Origin of the sequence: Streptomyces sp. A012304 (assembly GCF_026008495.1) — a bacterium.
Taxonomy (GTDB): Bacteria; Actinomycetota; Actinomycetes; order Streptomycetales; family Streptomycetaceae; genus Streptomyces.
In genome coordinates this window covers 98804-117036 of sequence record NZ_BQUN01000111.1, presented here as the reverse complement: position 1 = coordinate 117036, position 18233 = coordinate 98804, and the positions used below count along the sequence as shown (strand labels likewise).

At 70.1% G+C, this 18233-nt stretch carries 17 protein-coding genes; 9 read left to right on the top strand and 8 right to left on the bottom strand.

The annotated features are described in order from the left end of the window. Positions 1 to 13: 13 nt before the first annotated feature. From ALMP_RS28230 to ALMP_RS28215, 4 genes are all read left to right on the top strand, one after another. Complete coding sequence (locus ALMP_RS28230; protein ID WP_264933337.1) at positions 14 to 1495, top strand: DEAD/DEAH box helicase; 1482 nt, start codon at positions 14 to 16, stop codon at positions 1493 to 1495. A 112-nt stretch (positions 1496 to 1607) separates the two neighbouring features. Next, positions 1608 to 1928: a CBS domain-containing protein gene (locus tag ALMP_RS28225; RefSeq protein WP_264933496.1), complete on the top strand. Its 321-nt coding sequence runs from the start codon at positions 1608 to 1610 to the stop codon at positions 1926 to 1928. A 61-nt stretch (positions 1929 to 1989) separates the two neighbouring features. Continuing rightward, on the top strand, positions 1990 to 2304 hold the full coding sequence (locus ALMP_RS28220; protein WP_264933336.1) for an SCO5918 family protein: 315 nt from the start codon (positions 1990 to 1992) through the stop codon (positions 2302 to 2304). A gap of 648 nt (positions 2305 to 2952) precedes the next feature. Continuing rightward, the gene (locus tag ALMP_RS28215; RefSeq protein ID WP_224740483.1) at positions 2953 to 3297 is read left to right on the top strand and encodes a MerR family transcriptional regulator; all 345 of its coding nucleotides are present in this window, start codon (positions 2953 to 2955) and stop codon (positions 3295 to 3297) included. A 122-nt stretch (positions 3298 to 3419) separates the two neighbouring features. On the opposite strand, the gene ALMP_RS28210 is transcribed toward ALMP_RS28215, so the two are convergent. The 6 genes from ALMP_RS28210 to ALMP_RS28185 all read right to left on the bottom strand — a co-directional run bounded on the left by ALMP_RS28210 (position 3420) and on the right by ALMP_RS28185 (position 11217). Beyond that, positions 3420 to 4772: a phosphatase PAP2 family protein gene (locus tag ALMP_RS28210; RefSeq protein ID WP_264933495.1), complete on the bottom strand. Its 1353-nt coding sequence runs from the start codon at positions 4770 to 4772 to the stop codon at positions 3420 to 3422. Positions 4773 to 5801: 1029 nt separating this feature from the next. After that, the gene (locus ALMP_RS28205; protein WP_264933333.1) at positions 5802 to 6305 is read right to left on the bottom strand and encodes a hypothetical protein; all 504 of its coding nucleotides are present in this window, start codon (positions 6303 to 6305) and stop codon (positions 5802 to 5804) included. Positions 6306 to 6401: 96 nt separating this feature from the next. Continuing rightward, positions 6402 to 7124, bottom strand: coding sequence for a TrkA family potassium uptake protein (locus ALMP_RS28200; RefSeq protein ID WP_264933331.1), 723 nt, complete (start codon positions 7122 to 7124; stop codon positions 6402 to 6404). Continuing rightward, positions 7117 to 8490 carry a TrkH family potassium uptake protein gene (locus ALMP_RS28195; RefSeq protein WP_264933330.1) on the bottom strand — a complete coding sequence of 458 codons (1374 nt, stop codon included), beginning with the start codon at positions 8488 to 8490 and terminating at the stop codon, positions 7117 to 7119. Before ALMP_RS28195 ends, ALMP_RS28200 begins: the two co-directional genes overlap by 8 nt. Positions 8491 to 8625: 135 nt before the next feature. Next, positions 8626 to 9942, bottom strand: a complete 1317-nt coding sequence (gene nhaA, locus ALMP_RS28190) for a Na+/H+ antiporter NhaA (protein ID WP_264933329.1) — start codon at positions 9940 to 9942, stop codon at positions 8626 to 8628. 195 nt (positions 9943 to 10137) lie between these two features. Next, positions 10138 to 11217 (bottom strand): CdaR family transcriptional regulator, encoded by a 1080-nt coding sequence (locus ALMP_RS28185; RefSeq protein ID WP_264933328.1) that lies wholly within the window; start codon positions 11215 to 11217, stop codon positions 10138 to 10140. Between the two features lie 322 nt (positions 11218 to 11539). Between ALMP_RS28185 and ALMP_RS28180 the strand changes: the two genes are divergently transcribed. The 3 genes from ALMP_RS28180 to ALMP_RS28170 are packed head-to-tail and all read left to right on the top strand — an operon-like array spanning position 11540 to position 15049. Continuing rightward, a complete protein-coding gene (locus ALMP_RS28180) occupies positions 11540 to 12775 on the top strand; it encodes a sodium:proton antiporter (RefSeq protein WP_264933326.1) in 1236 nt (411 codons plus the stop codon). Beyond that, complete coding sequence (locus ALMP_RS28175) at positions 12762 to 13118, top strand: hypothetical protein (protein WP_264933324.1); 357 nt, start codon at positions 12762 to 12764, stop codon at positions 13116 to 13118. Before ALMP_RS28180 ends, ALMP_RS28175 begins: the two co-directional genes overlap by 14 nt. A 44-nt stretch (positions 13119 to 13162) precedes the next feature. Further along, positions 13163 to 15049 (top strand): NAD(P)-binding protein, encoded by a 1887-nt coding sequence (locus ALMP_RS28170; protein ID WP_264933322.1) that lies wholly within the window; start codon positions 13163 to 13165, stop codon positions 15047 to 15049. A 423-nt stretch (positions 15050 to 15472) separates the two neighbouring features. Here ALMP_RS28170 and ALMP_RS28165 read toward each other — a convergent pair whose 3' ends face one another. Further along, positions 15473 to 16330: an alpha/beta fold hydrolase gene (locus ALMP_RS28165; protein ID WP_264933321.1), complete on the bottom strand. Its 858-nt coding sequence runs from the start codon at positions 16328 to 16330 to the stop codon at positions 15473 to 15475. Between the two features lie 105 nt (positions 16331 to 16435). Here ALMP_RS28165 and ALMP_RS28160 point away from each other — a divergent pair, with 105 nt between their 5' ends. Further along, positions 16436 to 16981 carry a TetR/AcrR family transcriptional regulator gene (locus tag ALMP_RS28160; protein ID WP_264933319.1) on the top strand — a complete coding sequence of 182 codons (546 nt, stop codon included), beginning with the start codon at positions 16436 to 16438 and terminating at the stop codon, positions 16979 to 16981. A gap of 69 nt (positions 16982 to 17050) precedes the next feature. Here the strand turns inward: ALMP_RS28160 and ALMP_RS28155 are convergent, their stop codons facing one another. Then, positions 17051 to 17497, bottom strand: coding sequence for a DUF1772 domain-containing protein (locus ALMP_RS28155; RefSeq protein ID WP_264933318.1), 447 nt, complete (start codon positions 17495 to 17497; stop codon positions 17051 to 17053). A 91-nt stretch (positions 17498 to 17588) separates the two neighbouring features. On the opposite strand from ALMP_RS28155, the gene ALMP_RS28150 reads away from it, so the two are divergent. Continuing rightward, complete coding sequence (locus ALMP_RS28150) at positions 17589 to 18167, top strand: TetR/AcrR family transcriptional regulator (RefSeq protein WP_264933316.1); 579 nt, start codon at positions 17589 to 17591, stop codon at positions 18165 to 18167. Positions 18168 to 18233 lie beyond the last annotated feature (66 nt).

Here is an 18233-nt window from a genome sequence, read left to right as displayed (position 1 = left end):
AGGAAGGTTCCGCATGAACCGCACACGCACCACTCGCGCACGCACAACTCGCGCATATGACCGCTTCGGAGGAAGTGCTGCCGCAGGCCGCTCCGGCGTTCCGCGCCGTTCCAGCGGTTACGGAAACCGACGGGCCGCACAGGGCGAGTTCGCGCTGCCGAAGACGGTCACGCCGGCGTTGCCCGCTGTTGCGTCGTTCGCCGATCTCGCCCTGCCGGCGCCGTTGCTGACCACACTCGGCCAGGAAGGCGTGACCGTACCGTTCCCGATCCAGGCGGCGACCCTGCCGAACTCCCTGGCCGGCCGTGACGTACTCGGTCGCGGTCGCACCGGGTCGGGCAAGACCCTCGCCTTCGGCCTCGCGGTACTGGCCCGTACGGCGGGCCGACGCGCCGAGCCGCGCCGGCCACTGGCCCTGGTCCTCGTCCCCACCCGTGAGCTGGCCCAGCAGGTCACCGACGCGCTCGCGCCCTACGCCCGCTCCGTGCGCCTGCGGCTCGCCACCGTCGTCGGCGGAATGTCCATCGGCAGGCAGGCCGGGGCGCTGCGCTCGGGTGCGGAGGTGGTCGTCGCGACGCCCGGTCGGCTCAAGGACCTCATCGACCGGGGCGACTGCCGGCTCGCCGACGTCGGCATCACGGTTCTCGACGAGGCCGACCAGATGACCGACATGGGCTTCATGCCCCAGGTCACCGCGCTGCTCGACCAGGTACGCCCCGAGGGCCAGCGGATGCTCTTCTCGGCCACCCTGGACCGCAACGTCGACCTGCTGGTCCGCCGCTACCTGACCGACCCGGTGGTCCACTCCGTCGACCCGTCGGCGGGTGCCGTCACCACGATGGAGCACCACGTACTCCATGTGCACGACGCGGACAAGCACCGCACAACCACCGAGATCGCGGCCCGGGACGGCCGGGTCATCATGTTCCTGGACACCAAGCACGCCGTGGACCGGCTGACCAAGCACCTGCTGAACAGCGGCGTCCGCGCCGCGGCCCTGCACGGCGGCAGGTCCCAGCCCCAGCGCACCCGGACCCTGGCGCAGTTCAAGGACGGTCACGTCACGGTCCTGGTGGCCACGAACGTCGCGGCCCGCGGCATTCACGTCGACAGCCTCGACCTGGTCGTCAATGTGGATCCGCCCACCGACCACAAGGACTACCTGCACCGGGGCGGCCGTACGGCCCGCGCCGGCGAGTCCGGCAGCGTCGTCACCCTCGTGACCCCCGGCCAGCGCCGCGGGATGACCCGGCTGATGGCCGCGGCCGGCATCACCCCGCACATCACACCGGTCCGCTCGGGCGAGGCGGAACTGAGCCGCATCACCGGCGCCCAGGCGCCCTCCGGCCTCCCGGTGGTCATCACCGCGCCGGTCGTGGAACGCCCCCGTCGCGCGTCTTCGCCGTCCCGGGGCCGCACCGGCCGGGGCCGGCCCGTCGGCGCGGGGGCGCGCCGCAGGGCACAGCTGCGGCCCGGCAACGAATCGGCTGCCTAGGCCCGGCGCGGTGCCCGGACCACCGTGGTCTCCCTGGGGCCGCAATGGTCAGCAGACCGGTCAACTCTTACCGCAGGAGGCACCCTTGACGTCAATCCAGACGCAGTACCGCATGCCGGACCCCGCCCCCCTGACCGTGGTCGACGACATCGAAGCGCACGGGCCTCGAGTGTGTGACGACATGACCGTCGAGGTGGCTCTGGCCGTCATGGCGGGCGCCCGTGTCGAGTACCTGACCGTGTGCGACGGGGACGACCGGAGCACGGACTTGATCACTCTGGTCCGGCTCGCCGTTCTCCGCGACAGTCCCATGTACACGGACCGGATCCGTCTGCGGGAGGTGCTCGACGGATCGCTGCCCTCGCCCGGCGCCCGCCCCGGCGGAGTCGGTGAGTACGGCCGAGTTGCGGGCGTCCTCGCCCTCTCCCACTGATCCGCCTCGCCCCGGACAGCCCGGTTTCCTTCCCCCCGCGACTTCTCCCCTGGGAGGCATCATGCGCTGCGTCATCGCCCGGTACCCGTTCGACCTGACCAAGACCGGGGTCCTGGCCTCGATGAAAGGCGTCAGGCCCGAGATCGTCACGGGTGAGTCCGTGACCATCGGCCGCCGCCGCTACCCCGTCAAGCAGGTGGGACAGGTCATCACGCGACAGGACCGCCGTGACTTCACCGCCGGCGAAGTCACACGGGCCATGGCGCGCCTCGGATTCACCTGCCACGACCGCCCCGAGACCGCGCCCATGGGCGTTCCCACGCCGCTTCGGACCGCGTCGGCACTGCTCGGCGGCGCCGGCCCCATGGACGTATGAGGACGGGCGGGAAACCGCCCTCAGGATCCCGGTGGGGGCCCTGCCGACGCGCGTCGGCAGGGCCCCCACCGCTGTGTCGTCGTCCGCTCGGAAACCCCTGGCCGGGCAACGGGGCGGAGACAGCCCCATCGCCGCAGGCCGCAGGCTTCCTCCTCCACCAGAAAGGTGAAATCTGTCTTTGCTGGAGTAGACATTCGTTCCTGACATGGTTAGGCTTCAACTCGTCATCACGGTCGAACGAGACCCGCCAGACACGAACTGGCGGGTGGATGAACACGAAGTTCGCAGATCAGTGCGGCTCTCGAGCCTCGAAGCCAAAGTGTTCCCAGAACGGTGACGGGACTGAGAGCCGCACTGGGCGGCTCGCACGTCGAGGAGCTGCCAACAGCAGTACCGAGGAACGGAGGAACAGACGCCATCAGGATCGCCCGGGCCCAGAAGCACTCGGTCCGGGTACCGCAAGACCCCAGAATGGATGGTGGTCCCCGGTCACGCAGCTGCGATCCCCCGCTCCCCCCGCTGCCGGGCCGGGTAGCGGAAACAGAAGGTCGGCACAGCAGTAGGGCCGACAGATGGTGTTGAATTTCCTTCGGGGCCCTGGTGCCGTACGGCACCAGGGCCCCTCGACGCGTTGCACAGCGAGGTGACATGACAGCGGACAACCCTCTTAGTGATCGTCTGGACGACGACGACTACCCCGCATACACGATGGGCCGGGCAGCCGAGATGCTCGGCACCACCCCAGGTTTCCTCCGAGCCATCGGTGAGGCTCGTCTGATCACTCCCCTTCGCTCGGAGGGAGGACATCGCCGGTACTCCCGCTACCAACTGCGGATCGCCGCTCGCGCCCGCGAACTCGTCGACAGGGGGACTCCGATCGAAGCTGCCTGCCGCATCGTCATCCTCGAGGACCAGCTCGAGGAAGCTCAGCGCATCAACGAGGAGTACCGCCGTGCCGCGAGCGAGGCGGCGGGCAGTTCCGGTTCCGGCTGATCACACGGGCGCGGGCCGTATCCGCCCGCACCGCGAGGAGCCGCCTCAGCTCCGCCGATCTACGCCGGGTGCCTCGCGCGCGACCGCGCAGTACCCAGCCGACAACCTGATGCAGCAGCGATTCAGAGCAGTTCGCGTTGGGGTTCCGGTTGCCGGGCTGGGGCGGGGCTCGGCTCCCACAGGGCGGTGGTCCGTACGTAGCCGTAGATCACTGAGGTCATCGCCAGTATGAGAAGCGGTCCGGACACCCAGGGATGCTTGGCCATCTCCAACGGTAGATGGCGGTAGGACACCAAGAGCGCAGCGAAGACCGTTGCGCCGTAAGCGACCAGTTGGATGCCGGAACGATCCCAGCCGCGGTCGTGGGAGCGCAGAGCTGCCTCGATCGTGAGCGTGAAGACCACGCCGGCTATGAGATCCGCGCCGTAGTGGTAGCCGAATCCCAGCGTTGCGGTGAGCGTGGCGATCAGCCAGAACGTGCCTGCGTAACGCAGAATCCGTGGGCCCTTGCGGGAATGGATGAAGATCGCGGTTGCCCACGCCGTGTGCAGGCTGGGCATGCAGTTCCTCGGGGTGATCTCGTCGAACGGCATGTGGTGCGGCGTATTGATCGGCGGCGGCGTTTGCGGCCACAGGTCGGCCACCGCCCAGCGCGCGCTGGAAGGCATTTCCTCCGCCCACAGGCTGACCTGCGCCCAGTGATCGGTGCCGGTGCCGTAGGCGAAGACCGGTCCGACCACCGGGTAGATCATGTAGAAGGCCGGCCCGAGGAGGCCTATCACCAGGAAGGTGCGCACCAGGTGGTGGCGCGGGAAGCGGCGCTCGACCGCCACGTTACGCAGTTGGTAGAGCGCGGCTATGACCGCGGCCACCGCGAGCTGGCCGTAGACGGTGTCGAGAAAATTGAAGCCGATGGGGCCGGTGGCCGTGACGATCCGGCCTACCAGCCACGACGGATTGCCCAGCGCGTGATCGGCGGTTGCCACGTACTGGTCGAGCACCATCGGGCGGGTCTTCGACGTGATCAGCAGCCAGGTGTCGCCGGTCTTGCGGCCCGCCACCAGCAGCAGGCCCAGCCCGACGCCCTTCAGCAGCAGGACACGTTCCCGGCCGGTGCGGCGAGTGACAGCGATGACCGCACAGCCGAGCATCACCCACAACGCGCCATTGCCGAAGGGGTGGCCGTCGGTCACCTGGTAGTCGATCGCCCACCGGACCGCCAGGAACGCGATATCGACGCCGATCGCCGCAGCCACCGCGATGAATCGTTGCCGCCAGGTGAGTACCACCATCATCAACGCCATAGCGGCGTACAACAGACCGCCCGACTTGGGGGCGAATATCACCTCTCGCACCTGGTTGGTGATCGGCCCTGGCAGGCCGTAGCGACGCGCGGCGAATTCCAGCGCAATGAGGAATCCGAGGGTCACGGCACCCGCTACGGCCCAGAGTCGCGCCCGTGGTCGGCGCCACACGGAGAGCTCGGTTCTTCGGTTTATTCGTGGAAAGTCCTGCGGTGGTATGTATCTCAATTTTTGACTGCTTTGCTCGATGTTGGTCGTGGCAGAGCTGGTTCGCTTCGTCACCGCGACACGGAAAGGTCACGGTCCGGGTTCCGTCGGCGTATCCGCACAGCTCGCTCTGCCGGGTGACAGCCCGACTGATGCCGCTCTTCGCCCTGTTGGTCGCCCACGGGCCACTGAGGCAGCCGTCACGTCAGTTCATCGCGCACCCGGCAGACCGCGATGCCGTGTCCGGCAGGCCGCCGGAGACGACGCCGGCAACATCACCGGCGAGCGGCAGTACGGAACAGCGGTGACGTCCAAGGCCGTCCGTCCGATAAGGAGCATCGACCTCGTGGCGCCCACTGCCGGGGCAGGACCGGTCGAGGTGTGCGCATGTGCGATGCGGTCGCTTCGCCCGCGAGTCCGACGAGTCCCCCAACGCCCCGAGACACCTCATGCCCCCCTTGATCCGCCCCTGCACGCCTGCCCTTGGTGTGCCCTTCAGGGCTGACAACCACAGTCGACAGCGGTGCCACCAGGCCTCACGCCGAGCGAAACACAGCGAATCTACACAGGTCAATAGCCATGTGGGCGCGCAAGCGCCGTCGTTTCCCAAGCGATGAGCGGGGCGCGCACCCGAAGGGCCCTCCGGGGCCGTGTGCGTCGACGGCAACGACGGCGGACGACCACAGCGGTCGGCAGCCGGTCAAGGCGGTGAGGGCAGTCGGTAAGCCCGGGTTGCAGGCCCGTGCCCGACTGATTCCGCGCACCTGAAGCCTCCAGGTGAGTGTCTAACTGCGTGACAACGCCGACGAACAACAGCAGACGAGCGCGGACGTCTGCGGACGATCAGTGCAGGCGAGAGGCATACCGGCCCCAGGCAGCGCCCCCGCCCAAGTTGCTTCGACACCAAGAGGTCGGGCGCTCGTGCGTCCTGCGCCGCAGTGCGGATGGCTCTGCCCGCCCACGTAGTGGTGGGCGGGCAGACGTGTGAAGTGCTCAGTGAGAGCGTACCGACGCGCCGTAGCCGTCGCTGTGGCGGAGCACGGTGACGGGTGCGGTAGGTGCCGGCCACGCTTGGATGAGGTACCACTCAGTCACCTCATCAGGGGCGAGGTCGACTGCGGTGTCTCGGCCGCGGGCGTGAATGCGCAGCCGGTAGTCGCCAGGGCCGTTGAACGACAGGACGGGAAGCTCTTCGTCCAGGTCGTCCATCAGGCCACGGACCATGAGATCGCCCGACGCGGAGTGCGCGGAGAGCTCCACGATCTCCTGCCAGTCGTCGTTGCCGGGTGCGGGAGCGGTTTCGTGGACCGTGACGGTGACGTCCACGTCGCCGGTATGGATGCCGGTGTGGACGACAGTGACACCGTCGGTGACCTCAACGAGCCCGTTGTGCTCGTATGCCAGATCTGGGGCGGTGGGTCCCTCCTCATCGCTAATGTTGAACTGGTGGTACTGCACCGGGACACGTCCGCTGCCCCGTTCGACCTCGTCGCTCATCCGCAGTCCTTAGTCGGAGTGCCGGCTACTCTGGTGGCACGGGCCCCGGCCTCTGCGTACGGCGACGCCGCGTAACCGGAGACGGCACGGCGCGGCTCAGCTCAGCTCGGCGAAGGTCTCCACCGCGTGGGTCTTGCCGGTGACCACGATGACGTCGCCCTTCTGGACGACCGTGTCAGCGGTGGCGTACGTGAAATCCTCGCCCGGGCGTTTGATGCCGACAACCGTGATGCCGTACCGGCTGCGGACCTGGCTCTGGCCGAGGGGCACGCCGGTGGCGATGTCCGGGGCGACGGTCTTCACCAGGGCGTAGTCGTCGTCGAACTCGATGAAGTCCAGCATCCGCCCGGTGACCAGGTGGGCGACCCGTTCGCCCATCTCGTGCTCGGGCAGGACGACGTGGTGGACGCCGAGGCGTTCGAGGATCTGGCCGTGCTGGCGGCTGATGGCCTTGGCCCAGATGTTGGGCACCTCCGCCTCCAGCAGGTTGGAGCTGACCAGGATGGACGCCTCGATGTCGGTGCCGATGCCGACGACGGCACTGGTGAATTCGTGCACCCCGAGCTGGCGCAGCACCTCGGGGTCGGTGCAGTCGGCGACCGCCGAGTGGGTCAGTCCGTCGCTGTACTTCTGCACGAGCCGGGTGTCGGTGTCGATGCCGAGGACGTCCCAGCCGCGGTGCATCAGCTCGTTGGCCAGCGAGCTGCCGAAGCGGCCGAGGCCGATGACCGCGACCCGCTGGTCCCCGGTGTGCTGGGCGTGCTGATGCGCCAGCCGCTTGCTGCGGCGCCGACGCAGGGAGTGCAGGTAGTTAACCAATGACGGGTCGCTCCTCGGGCAGTTCGTAACGGCGGACGCGCTCGCGCAGGGCCAGCGCCGAGACCAGGGTGACCGGTCCGAGGCGGCCGATGAACATCAGCAGGACCAGGATCAGCTGCCCGGCGTCGGGAAAGTCGGCGGTGATGCCCGTGGACAGTCCGACGGTGGCGAACGCGGAGACGACCTCGAAGAGCACCCCGTCCAGCGGCAGCGAGGTCATGCTGAGCAGGGCCAGCGTGGCGGCCATGACCAGGCCGACGCCGAGCAGCACCACGGTCAGCGCCTGGCGCAGGCTGTGCGGGGCGAGCCTGCGGCCCAGGACCGTTGAGTTGGGTTCACCGCGCACCTCGGCAATGATCGCGACGGCCAGCACCGCGAACGTGGTGACCTTGATCCCGCCCGCGGTACCCGCGCTGCCGCCGCCAATGAACATCAGCATGCACGTCATCAGGAGCGTGGAGGCGTTCATCGCCCCGATGTCGAGGGAGTTGAAGCCGGCGGTGCGGGTCATCGTGGAGTGGAAGAACCCGTTCAGGAGCTTCTCGGGCCAGTCGTACGCGCCGAGGGTGGCCGGGTTGGTCCACTCCAGCAGACAGGTCAGCAGGGTGCCGACGGCGAGCAGGGCGCCGGTGGTGGCCAGCGTCAGCCTGGTGTGCAGGGTCCAGTTGCGACGGCCGGTGGTGCGGTGGCGGTTCCGGTGGCGGAGCAGCTCCAGGAGAACGGGGAAGCCGAGCCCGCCGAGGAGCACGGCCGCGGCGATGGGCAGGGTGACCCATGGGTCCTGGGCGTAGCGGGTGAGGTTGTCGGCGTACAGGCCGAACCCGGCGTTGTTGAAGGCGGACACCGCGTGGAAGTAGCCCAGGTACACGGCCTCACCGATGGGGTTGCCGTAGCCGAAGCGGAAGCGCAGGGAGAGGATCGCGCCGACCGCGAGTTCCACGATCAGCGTCGTGCCGGCGACTCCGAGCAGCACCCGGCGTACGTCGCCGATGCCGAGGCTCTTGGTCTCCGCCTGGGCGGTGAGCTGCAGTCGCAGCCGCAGCTTCCCGGAAACCAGCAGGGCGAGCAGGGAGGCCATGCTCATGATGCCGAAGCCGCCGACCTGGATCAGCGCGAGGATCACGCCTTCGCCGAAACCGCTCCAGTACGTGCCGGTGTCCACCACCGCCAGGCCCGTCACACACACGGCCGAGGTGGACGTGAACAGCGCGGTCACCAGCCCGGTGGCCGTACCGTCCTCGGCGGCGACCGGCAGCGCGAGCAGCCCGGTCCCGAGGGCGATCACCGCGGCGAAGGCCAGCACGACCGCGCGGGCCGGGTGCGCGGTGAACAGCGACCTGCGCGGATGCGCGGAACGTCCCGCCACGGCTCCCCTTCACGTATGTCCAGTCCGTCAAGGATTGGTATGGACTTCGTTCGTAGCCCGTCAAACCCCGCGCGGCCGTCACCCTACCTCGCGGCGGCTCCCGCAGAGCGTCCAGCGGGGCGGTTTTCCGGACGTTCAGCCCGTGCTCTCGGCACCATCGCGGCCAAGGGCGGTGCGCTGGTAGATGTCGGGGATGCCGTCGGCGTCCTCGTCCCGGTTCTCGGCCTCCCACAGACGGCGGTAGATGCCATTGCGGCGTTTGATCAGCAGGGCCGCGACCGTGGCGGCGATCAGGGAGCCGAAGAGGACGGCGGCCTTGATGTGCTCGGCGGCGGCCGGGTCGGGGAAGGCGAGTTCACCGATGAGCAGGGCGACGGTGAAGCCGATGCCGGCCAGTACCGCCAGGGCGAACACGTCCGCCCAGGCCAGGTCGGGGTTGAGGCGGGCCCGGGTGAAACGGGCGGCCAGGTAGGTACCCGCGAAGATCCCCACCGTCTTGCCCAGCACCAGTCCGAGGACGACTCCCAGCGGCTCCGGACGTGTGAACACCTCGCCCGGCGCGTCGCCCGACACGCTCACCCCGGCGGCGAACAGCGCGAACAGCGGCACCGCCACCCCGGCGGAGACCGGCCGCAGCAGGTGTTCGGTCCGCTCGCCGGGGGAGGCGTCCTCGTCGTCGTCGCGGGCCGTGCGCAGGATCAGGCCCATGGCCACACCGGCCACGGTGGCGTGCACGCCGCCGTTGTACATCAGCGCCCAGATCACCAGGCCCAGGGGCACGTACCACCACCAGCCGCGCACCCGGAACCGCTGCAGCACATAGAACACGATCAGGCCGGCCGCGGCCCCGGCGAGCGCGGCCGGGTTCAGGTCGCTGGTGAAGAAGATCGCGATGACCAGGATCGCGCCGAGGTCGTCGACCACGGCCAGGGTCAGCAGGAAGGCTCGCAGGGCGGACGGCAGATGGGTGGAGAGCACCGCGAGCACGGCGAGCGCGAAGGCGATGTCGGTGGCCATGGGCACCGCCCATCCCTGTGCGCTGCCTCCGCCGAGTCCGATGGTGGCCAGGTAGACGCCGGCGGGGACCGCCATACCGCACAGGGCGGCGACCACCGGGAGGGCGGCCGTGGCCGGGGTCCGCAGCTCGCCGACGACCAGCTCACGCTTCAGCTCGATCCCGGCGACCAGGAAGAACACGGTCAGGAGCCCGTCCGCCGTCCAGTGCTCCACCGACAGGTCCAGGCCGAGCGCCGATATCCCGAAGTGGGCGTCGCGCAGGTGCTCGTACGTACCGCTCCACGGGGTGTTCGCCCACACCAGCGCCACCACGGCCGCCGCCAGCAGCACCAGCCCGCCGACCGTCTCCGTACGCAGCGCGCGGGCCACCCGCACGCGCTCCGGCCAGGGCAGCAGGCCGAGGAAGACGGAACGCTCACGACGGGGGGCACACATCCGGGAAGACCTCCACAGCATCGAGTCCTGGGCGTACGTGCCCTTCGACGCCGACCAGACTTCCCGGCACACCCCGCGCCTTTGACGCGTTCTTTACACACTAACCGCCCCGGCTCGGGGCATGCGTCCCGAGCGCTCCCGATACGGGCGTGCCGATGCGATCATCATCACGTTTGGGCGCCCTGCGGGGGCGGTTCAGAAGGGTTTCGTCGGCCAGTCCAGCAGCCGGGCGCCGATCACCGCGGTCTGGAGGGTGTAGCGGTGCACCGGGTCGGACGGGTCGGCGCCGGTGAGCTTGTGGATGCGTTCCAGACGGTAGGTGAAGGCGCGCACGCTCAGCGACAGCCGCCGGGCCGCCTCCGCGGAGACGCAGCCGGAGTCGAAGTAGGCGGTGAGGGTGTCAAGGAGCGGCTGGGCGCCGCCGCGGGCCTGGCGCAGTGGGCCGAGGGCGCTTTCCACCAAGTCGGCCATGGCCTGCCGGTCACGCGTGAGGACGGGGTAGACGAGGAGGTCGGCGGCGCGCAGTACGGGATCGTCGAGTTCCAGACGTTCGGCCAGGTCGAGGGCGTTCAGAGCCTCCTCGTACGACTGGACGACACCCGCCGGGCCGGCGTGCGGGCGGCCGATCGCCACCTGTCCGCCGCCGGTCGCGGCGAACGCCTGCTTGGCGAAGTGCCCGAGGATCTCGTCCTGGTCGCCGGGGGCGACGCACACGAGTCGGCCGTCCTTGGTGGTGAGGAGGACGCTGCGGTCGCCGAACCTGCCTATCAGAGCCCGCTCCACCTCCCGAAGAACCGGGTCGCCCTCCTCGTAGGCGGCCGTACCGCGTGCCACGGCGACCGCGTGCTCGTACGACAGCCGCAGCCCGTAGCGTTCCGCGCGCTGGGCGAGTCGGCCCAGGTCGCTGCGGCCGTACAGCAGGTCGTCGATGAACTCCCGGCGGGCGGCCTCCTCCTGGCGCACGGCGTGCCGCTGGGCCCGTTCGTAGCCCTCGGCGAACGCGTCGAGAGCCTGTGTGGCGGCGGACAGCACGTCGTCCACGTTCGCGCCGCTCCCGGTGGGCCAGTGCGCCCGGGTGGCTGCCATGTGGGCGCCGACCAGGGCGCGCAGCCCGATCCCGGCCTCGGCGGCCTGTTCGCCCTGGGCACGGCGTGAAGCCAGTTCGTCCCGGGAGAGCCGGCGGCCGGTCGCCGAGGCGTCGGCGAGGATACGGGCGTACCCCTCCAGGTAGGCCTCGTACTCGTCGTGCCTCTCGGACACGTCCCGTCCCGCCATGCGGGTTCCTCCCGAATCGAATGCGCCGACGACATCTTCTCGACGCGTGGTCGCAGGAGGGTACTCCGTCCACCGCGGGATCGCTGCCCGTCCCCGGCAAAGAGGGCCGAACCGAACTGACTTCCACAGCACCGCACCAGGCCCGCTGAAACACGTCTCGGGCCATGCTCGATGCCGGAATCCGGCAACGTACGGGGTGCCGTGGCTGCGCGCCGAGAGTCTGTCAACGCCGCGTAAAGACCGTGTACGGTGCCCTCGGTGTGCCGGGAAGTCTGGTCGGCGGTCTTGGGAGAGCTCTCTTCGCCGATCGGGGGTCTTGGTCATGGTGCTCGTCGTGGTCTTCGGGGTGGCGCTGCTGATCGCCGTGCTGCTGTCGGGTCTCGCCGCCCGCACGGTGCTGTCGACATCGCTGCTCTTCCTGGTCGGCGGCGCGCTCGTCAGCGACGGGTTCCTCGGTCTGATCCACATCACGCCGAACAGCGAGATCGTGTCGGTGACGGCGGACCTGGCGCTGTTCGCGGTGCTGTTCACCGACGGCATGCACGTCTCCTTCCCCAAACTGCGCGCGAACTGGCGCAACCCGGCCCGCGCGCTGGGGCTCGGCATGCCGCTGGCCTTCGTCGGCATGGCGTTGGTCACCCACTACCTGGTGGGCCTGGACTGGACGACGTCCTTCCTGGTCGGCGCGGTTCTCGCGCCGACCGACCCGGTCTTCGCCTCCGCGATCGTCGGCCGCAAGGAAGTCCCGTCGAAACTGCGGCAGTTGCTGAACGTGGAGAGCGGCATCAACGACGGGCTCGCGCTGCCCGTCGTCCTCATCCTGATCGCGGCGGCCGGGCCGACCTCCGGGCACGCCGAGGCGTCCCTGGGGAAGATCGCCCTGGAGCTGGTCCTCGGGCTGGTCTTCGGCCTCGTCCTGCCCTACGTCGTCATCGAGCTCGTACGGTTCCGGCTGCTGGGCGCCGAGCCCAAGCTCCAGCCGCTGCTGCCGCTGGCGATCGGCGTGATCCTGTACGCGGTCTGCCACCTCACGCACGCCAACCCCTACCTCGCCGCGTTCTCCGCGGGCGCCGTGCTCACCGCACGCTCACTGGAGGCGAAGGAGGCGTTCGAGCCGCTGGGCGAGGCACTGGCGGAGCTGGCGAAGTTCGCGGCGCTGCTGGTGTTCGGCGCGCTGCTGACCCCGCAGTTGTTCGGTGACCTGTCCTTCGGCGGGTACGTCGCCGTCGTCCTGGCCATCGTGCTGATCCGCCCGGCGTCGCTGCTGCTGTCGCTGCTCGGCACCCGGTTCACCCGGCAGGAGAAGCTGGTCGCGGCCTGGTTCGGGCCGAAGGGTTTCGCCTCGGTGGTGTACGGGCTGCTCGTGCTCCAGGCCGGGATCCCGCAGGGCGAGGAGGCGTTCACACTCATCGCCGTGTGCATCGCCTTCTCGATCGTCGCCCACAGCTCCACCGACGTGCCGATCGCTCGTCTCTTCCACGTCGAGGACCTCACGGGCGTACCCTCCGGTGCCGACACACCGCCCGCCGCCAAGGAGGCCGGCCGTGTCGGCGCGTGACCGCGCCGAGCCCTGCCCGTACGTCACCACCGACGGGGACGCCGCCCACGCGGTCCGGCTGCCGGCCCGGTACCGGTTACCCGCGCTCCTGGTCGCCGGCACCGACGCCGCGCCGTACGCCGTCGTGCCTCCCGGCAGCCCCGGCCCGCCGACGGTCGAGGAGAACGCCGGCCTCACGCGGATCGCGGACCTCATCGCGCGGACCCGCAGCCCGCTGGTCGGCGTCGGCGAGGGTGAGCGCGGCGCTGCCCTCGATGCCGCCACCCGATGCGCTCAGGGCCGCCCGGCACGGGCGTCCGCAGGGCTTCGTCCTCGTCCCGGTCCCCGGGGAGGTGCCGTATGACGGTGTTCCCGCAGCCCGCTCGGCGTGTTCCCCGATCGGGGCACATGATCGTGTGCGGCGACGACGCGCTCGCCGAGCGGCTGGCCGACGAGCTCACCGCGGTGTACCGGGAGCGGGTCACCCTCGTCGTCCCGCCGGCGCCCCGGACCGGCACCGTGGCGCGAGCACGTGCCTCGGCCCTGCTGGGCCGGGTGCAGTCCGTGATCGGACGCACGGACACCGGCCCGGACGCGCCGCGCGTGCTCGAAGCCCCCGACCTGGACGAGAGCGTGCTGGCCGAGGCCGGGGTACACGGGGCCGCCGCGCTGGCCCTGGTTCATGACGACGACGAGACCAACATCCGCGCCGCGCTCGCCGCCCGCCGGCTCAACCCCCGGCTGCGCCTGGTCATCCGGCTCTACAACCGCAAGCTGGGCCAACGCCTGGAGGAACTCCTCGACCAGGCCGCCGTCCTGGCCGTCCCCGGACTGGACCCGGCGGCGCTGGACACCTCCACCACCGTCCTGTCGGACGCGGACACCGCCGCTCCCGCCCTCGCGGCCACCGCCGTCACGGGCACCAGCAAGGTCGTCCAGGCCGACGGGCTGCTGCTGCGCGCGGTGGAACGCACACCACCGGCCGCGGGCGAGGTGGCCGACCCCGGCCTGTGCACGCTCGCCCTGCTGTCGTCGACCACCGACGACCCGGCCGGTGCGGAGGGTTCGGACGCCAGCGGCCGGGAGGGGCCGACGCTGCTGCCCGACGACGAGACGGTGGCCGCCGCCACCGGACGCGGCACGGTCGTCCTGGAGACCGTCACCCACACCGGCGCCACGCCCCCGCCGGGCCGCCTGGCCGGACGGGGGCTGCCGCTCGCCACCCTGTTCCCGGCCCGGCTGCGCTGGTCACTGGCCGGACTGGTGACCTGTGTGCTGGGTCTGGCCGTCGCCACCTCGCTGACCACCGACGGCCCTCCGCTGCACGCCGCCTACCTCACCCTGCTCGACCTCTTCGCCATCAACGACCCCGCCCTCGACGAAGCCACGAGCCGTCAGGTGCTCCAGCTCCTCGCCGGTCTGGCCGGACTGCTGTTCCTGCCCGTGCTGCTCGCCGCCGCCCTGGAGGCGTTCGGCACCTTCCGCACCGCCGTCTCGCTGCGCCGCCCGCCCCGCGGCCTGTCCGGCCACGTCGTCCTGCTCGGCCTCGGCAAGATCGGCACCCGCGTCCTGTCCCGGCTGCACGAGCTCGGTATCCCCGTGGTGTGCGTGGAGGAGGACCCCGAGGCACGCGGCATCCCGCTCGCCCGCCGCCTGCGCGTACCCACCGTCGTGGGCGACGTCACCCAGGAAGGCGTCCTGGAAGCCGCCAGGATCGACCGTGCCCACGCCCTGCTCGCCCTCACCAGCAACGACACCACCAACCTCGAAGCCGCCCTGTACGCGCGTTCCGTCAAACCCGGCCTGCGCACAGCACTCCGCCTCTACGACGACGACTTCGCCACCGCCGTCCACCGCACCCTGCGCGCCGCCCACCCCCACGCCCTCACCCGCAGCCGCAGCGTCTCCACCCTCGCCGCGCCCGCCTTCGCCGGCGCCATGATGGGCCGCCAGATCCTCGGCGCCATCCCCGTCGAACGCCGTGTCCTGCTCTTCGCGGCCCTGAGCGTCGCCGGGCACCCCCAGTTGGAGGGACGCACGGTGGCCGAGTCCTTCCGGCCCGGCGCCTGGCGCGTCCTCGCCCTGGACACCGCCGCCCCCGACGACCGCCTCCCCGACCTCGCCGCCACCCCGGCCCACGACGACACCGAGCGGCCCGCCGGTCTCGTGTGGGAGCCGCACCCCGGGTACGTCCTGCGCCCGCAGGACCGGGTGGTCCTCGCCACGACCCGCCAGGGCCTGGCCGAACTCCTCGGACGGCAACCACGGCTTCGCACTCGTACCCCCGGCCTCTGAAGCGGACACCGAACCAGTACCCCAGCAGCGACCTGCCTCGGAGGCATCCCGTGAACATCCCCGGCCTCACCGCGTACACGGGGACGCGGCGCACCGCGCGCAGAGACAGCAGACGCCGGCGACAGCGGATCCGTGAACAGCGGCTCACCGCACTGGCTCAGGAGACGGGTCTCCGCCGGCCGCAGTGGTGTGTGGATACGGCGGCTGTGGACCGTCAGGTTCCTTCCGTGGCAGCGGATCAGCCGCGCGGACATGCGACGGGACGGACTGCTGGAGTTCTTCGACGGCCACAGACACCCCATGGCCGGGCTGTACGGCGGCCCTGCCTGGCTGAACCGGATCCTCGGCCGTCCCGACGCCGGACAGCGGACAGCGGACATCCTGACGATCATGGCCCGCCACCCTCACCTGCGGCCCTCGCACTCAGTCGGCGTGTCGGATCGGCTCTGCTCCGGTCTGGACAAGAAAGTCCGTCAGCACGTCGGCAAGTCGTTCGGGTTGGTCCTCTGGGATGAGGGTGGACGAGTCGGCGATCTCGATCAGCCGGCCCTGCGGGTACAACTCGGCCAGGCGGGGGCCGTGCTCACGCGGCATCAGTCTGTCCTCGGTCGCCCAGACGACCAGTACCGGGCGGTCGAACGCACGCAGTCGCTCGCTCCAGGCCAGCAGTGTCCTGCGGTCGGGTGCTCCGGTGGCGAACTTGGCGAGGTCCTTGCGAATGGCCCTGCTGCGGGTGGCGGGAGCGAACCAGTCGTCCATGATCTCGTCGGGGATCCCGCGCAGGCTCATCCCACCGTATCCGGCCCGGTTGTGGCGGAACGCGGGGATGCCCATGAGTCGGGTCAGGAGCCAGACTGCGCCGGGGACCCTGCATACCTGGGCCATCGCCTTGGCGGGCCCGGGGGGAAAGTTGTCGAAGGCCTCGCAGGCCACCAGCACCAGGCGCGCGAGCCGCTGGTCCTGCCCTTCCGACACCAGGAACTGGCCCCCGCCCCAGTCGTTGAGGACGAGGGTCACCTGGTCCAGGCCGAGCCGTTCGATGAACTCGCCCAGGAGCCGGGCGACACCACGCTGGGACAGGTCGGCGTCCGGATTCATCGGCCGGCGGTGACCGCCGAGAGGCAGCGTAGGCAGGACACAGCGGTATCCGTCCAGCAGCGGGACCACCTTGCGCCACTGGGTCTCGTTCATCGGCATACCGTGGCCGAACACCAGCACTGGCCCTTCACCGCCGGTGTCCTGGTAGTCAACCGGTCCGGACGACAGCTCGATCCTCGGCATCAGACCCCCATTTGATAGATTGTTCTACTGCAATCTTGGAGGCAGGGAGAGCAGCGGGCAATGGGACAATCGGACACACGAGCCAGGATCCAGGGTGCTGCCGCGATGCTGTTCCGCCGCCACGGCTACTCGGCGACCGGCCTCAAGCGGGTCGCGACGGAGGCAGAAGCGCCGTTCGGCTCGATCTATCACTTCTTCCCCGGCGGCAAGCAGCAACTGGCCGAGGACATGATCCGCACGTCCGGTCCCGAGTACGGCCGAATGGTGTTGGCTCTGCTGGACAGTGTGCCGGACCCTGCCGAATCCCTCGTGCACGCCTTCGAGGCAGCCGCGGACGACCTTGCCGCGGCCGACTACGCAGACGCATGCCCGATCGGGACGGTCGCATTGGAGGTCGCCAGCAGCAATGAGGTGCTGCGGGCCGCGACGGCAGAGGTGTTCGAGGAGTGGGTCGACGCCGCGGCGCAGTGGTTCGGCCGTTGGGTGGTCGACCCAACGGCGGCACGATCGCTCGCCTACTCGATGATCATGATGCTTGAGGGGGCGTTCATGCTCAGCCGGACTGCTCGTGATCCAGAACCGCTGCGGGTGGCCGGCCGATCAATGGCCCAGTTGCTGCGCACATCTGTCGCGCAGGCAGGTGAGGGCTGATTCCGGCGAGCGAGACGGGCTGTCCTGTCGCAGCGCGTGTGCCCACCTGCCCGGTGTCGGCCCGCGGGCTCAGGTGAGGGCGGCGACCAGCAGGGTGAAGGCGGCGATGATGACGGCGACGCGGACGTAGTGGAAGCGGTCCCAGCGGTTCCTCTGCTCCTTCCAGTCCTCGGGCCGGTTCTCCGGGGTCCACGTCTTGCCTCGGTTGTTGATCGGGACGAGCAGCAGAAGCGACATGATCACGCTCAGGATCAGCAGCGCGGCAGCGATGACGACGAGGCCGACGCCGGGGTGGTGCCATCCGGCGACGGCCCACACCGCGGTGAGGACGAGCGAGGTGATGTACCAGACCGGCATCACGGCGCCGAGCATCCGGCCCCCGTGGGCGCGGCCGAGTACGCCGCTGTCCTCGGGGAGTCCGTTGAGGATCGGGTTGATGACGAAGGCGACGGATAACTCCACCCCCACCATCAGGCCGACGACCACGGTGGTGAACACCTCGAGTGCGTTGAGCATGATGACCCCTCCAGGGATCTAGCGCCGCTAGATGACGAGGCAACGCTAGCGCTGCTGCCGCTCGATTGTCTAGCGGTGCTAGGATCGGGCTATGTCGGTACAGGAACGCAAGCAGCGCGAACGGGCGGAGCGCGAACACCTCATCGTGGCGACGGCCCGTGAACTCGCCGAGCAGCAGGGCTGGGACGCGGTCACCACCCGCCGGCTCGCCGAGCGCATCGAATACAGCCAGCCCGTCCTCTACAGCCATTTCCGCGGCAAGCGCGAGATCATCGGCGCCGTCGCCCTCCAGGGCGCCGCCGAGATGGCCGCGGCGCTGCGGGCCGCGACCTCCGCCGCGGACGGCCCCCGCGCCCGGGTCACCGCCCTCGCCCGCACCTACCTCGACTTCGCCGAACGCAACCCGGCGGTCTACGACGCCATGTTCCAGCTCGACGGCGGCCTGGCGTTCGCACACGAGGACACCCCCGAGCCGCTGAAGGACGCCTTCGCCGCCCTGCTGGAGAACCTCGACGAGGTCGCCGGGGACCGTGTCCACCCGGCACTGTTCACCGAGACGTTCTGGGCGGCCCTGCACGGACTGGCCACGCTGACCCGGGCGCGACGGCTCCCGCCGGAGGACACCGAGCGCAGGGTGGCGCTACTGGTGGACCGTCTTGCCATGGTGTGACGCGAGTTGGCCAGCATGCCGCCGTACAGGCACAGAAGTCCGTAGGCACGGGCACGCAGACCTCCG

Coding starts and splice junctions, on each gene's coding strand:
- ALMP_RS28170 (WP_264933322.1), top strand. CDS start 13,163: ATGATCGTGTGCGGCGACGACGCGCTCGCCGAGCGGCTGGCCGACGAG.
- ALMP_RS28215 (WP_224740483.1), top strand. CDS start 2,953: ATGACAGCGGACAACCCTCTTAGTGATCGTCTGGACGACGACGACTAC.
- ALMP_RS28180 (WP_264933326.1), top strand. CDS start 11,540: ATGGTGCTCGTCGTGGTCTTCGGGGTGGCGCTGCTGATCGCCGTGCTG.
- ALMP_RS28220 (WP_264933336.1), top strand. CDS start 1,990: ATGCGCTGCGTCATCGCCCGGTACCCGTTCGACCTGACCAAGACCGGG.
- nhaA (WP_264933329.1), bottom strand. CDS start 9,942: ATGTGTGCCCCCCGTCGTGAGCGTTCCGTCTTCCTCGGCCTGCTGCCC.
- ALMP_RS28205 (WP_264933333.1), bottom strand. CDS start 6,305: ATGAGCGACGAGGTCGAACGGGGCAGCGGACGTGTCCCGGTGCAGTAC.
- ALMP_RS28150 (WP_264933316.1), top strand. CDS start 17,589: ATGTCGGTACAGGAACGCAAGCAGCGCGAACGGGCGGAGCGCGAACAC.
- ALMP_RS28160 (WP_264933319.1), top strand. CDS start 16,436: ATGCTGTTCCGCCGCCACGGCTACTCGGCGACCGGCCTCAAGCGGGTC.
- ALMP_RS28230 (WP_264933337.1), top strand. CDS start 14: ATGAACCGCACACGCACCACTCGCGCACGCACAACTCGCGCATATGAC.
- ALMP_RS28185 (WP_264933328.1), bottom strand. CDS start 11,217: ATGGCGGGACGGGACGTGTCCGAGAGGCACGACGAGTACGAGGCCTAC.
- ALMP_RS28155 (WP_264933318.1), bottom strand. CDS start 17,497: ATGCTCAACGCACTCGAGGTGTTCACCACCGTGGTCGTCGGCCTGATG.
- ALMP_RS28165 (WP_264933321.1), bottom strand. CDS start 16,330: ATGCCGAGGATCGAGCTGTCGTCCGGACCGGTTGACTACCAGGACACC.
- ALMP_RS28225 (WP_264933496.1), top strand. CDS start 1,608: ATGCCGGACCCCGCCCCCCTGACCGTGGTCGACGACATCGAAGCGCAC.